The organism is Heyndrickxia acidiproducens DSM 23148, from assembly GCF_000374345.1.
In the GTDB taxonomy this organism is placed as follows: Bacteria; Bacillota; Bacilli; order Bacillales; family Bacillaceae_C; genus Weizmannia; species Weizmannia acidiproducens.
Map to the genome: position 1 here is coordinate 1 of NZ_KB894075.1, position 1,531 is coordinate 1,531.

The 1,531-nt window shown below is 41.0% G+C and carries 1 protein-coding gene; it reads right to left on the reverse strand.

Annotated elements, in window-relative coordinates:
- Position 1 precedes the first annotated feature (1 nt).
- Positions 2-1,363 carry an IS4 family transposase gene (locus C232_RS0118235; RefSeq protein WP_018665542.1) on the reverse strand — a complete coding sequence of 454 codons (1,362 nt, stop codon included), beginning with the start codon at positions 1,361-1,363 and terminating at the stop codon, positions 2-4.
- Between the last annotated feature and the right edge of the window lie 168 nt (positions 1,364-1,531).

The window sequence follows — 1,531 nt, forward strand, 5'->3', positions numbered from 1 at the left end:
CTCAACTTTCGCAGACTGAAACTGGCAGGTAAGCCTTGATATAGTTAGGCAAACCCGCGATCCATTGTTGTAGTTGACTTTTAATTAACTTTTGGATTCTTTTTTTCGTATATTTTAGGGTATCTTCAAGAAGCTCGATTAATTGCTGTAAAGCTACTGCCCAATCAAGGTCATTTATTTCATCACACAATTCATAGAACATGCCACCAAGCGTTCGCTCGTCATTACTACATCGATTTTGCCAAGAAAGTACAATATACCTTGCGAATACGATGGTCGTGTGACTGATTAAAGCGTCATAAGACCTGCTTTGAAACTCTTTTTGGAGCTTCAACAACGACTTGGCCGCTTTAAAAAAGACTTCAATGTCCCAGCGCATCCCATAGATCCGAATGATCTCCTGGTCACTCAACGTACGGTCTGTACTCAAAATAGCAAGCCAGTCACTTTTCTTGTTACGGTTGCGGATAAACACGATTTTAACAGGGACACCATTCGCCTGCGTGGTATGGATAGAGCGCAAAATACCATGCTTTCCATCAGTCGGCGTTGCCTTTTTATAAAGCTGTTTCAAACTCAAACGCTCACCATTCACAAGGTACCGCTGGTTCAAATGTTTTACCATACCGATAACATCCAAGCCTTTTTCAGTAATAGCTTTAATAAGTGGCTGTTGGGTAAACCATGTATCCATCAGTACATAAGTGGCATCAATACCAGCATTCAGCGCACGCTCAAGCATACCCGGGATCTGTTCAGGTGCCGATTGTAGTGCCTCCTGACGACGTTTGTAACCGGAACTGCGTTTATCAATATGGGATGAAATACCGTTAATCTGGCTTTTTTTCGAACTAAGCAGTGAAAAGTCCACGGGTAAAAAGCTTGCACCATCTGTCCAACCCAGTGTCAACATACGGAAGCCTTTATAATAACGCATTTTCTGCGAAGCATGGTCGAAGCAGCGTGCCAGCAGTTCTACAGATTTACTGCGATTACGATCATAGGACGAATCATCAAGAACGAATGCCTTTGGACGGTCATGACTGGTAAGTTTTGTGACCTTTGCAATGGTATGAGCAGACAAGTGAAGCAAAAAACGGCGCCAAGCAAATGTAGACTGGTTTAGAAAACGATAAACAGTATCTTTTGCTGGAATATCCGTGGATTTTTTGCCTTCAAGCATGCGAAACCAGTTCTTATTCTCGAAAATCAATCCAAACACCAACTGAAAAATATAAGCACAGGAAAATCCAAAATTCTTTGTAATACCGGCGTTTCGTAGATGTTTCAGTATTTTTAGTTCCTTGAATGTGCTTTTTATTTCATTTGGCAGTTGCTTATTTAGGTCATTATTCGCTATCATAATAGGAGGCACCTCTTCTGTTTGGTAGTTTTTTCTCGTCAGTTAAACTATACCAAACGTTGGGGTGCTTTTTCTTTTATGAAGCATTTGTCAAGGAACATATTCAGCTGTTCATTGGTCTACGCAGTGATTGGGGTAGACTATATTTTTACACTGCGAAAGTTGAGT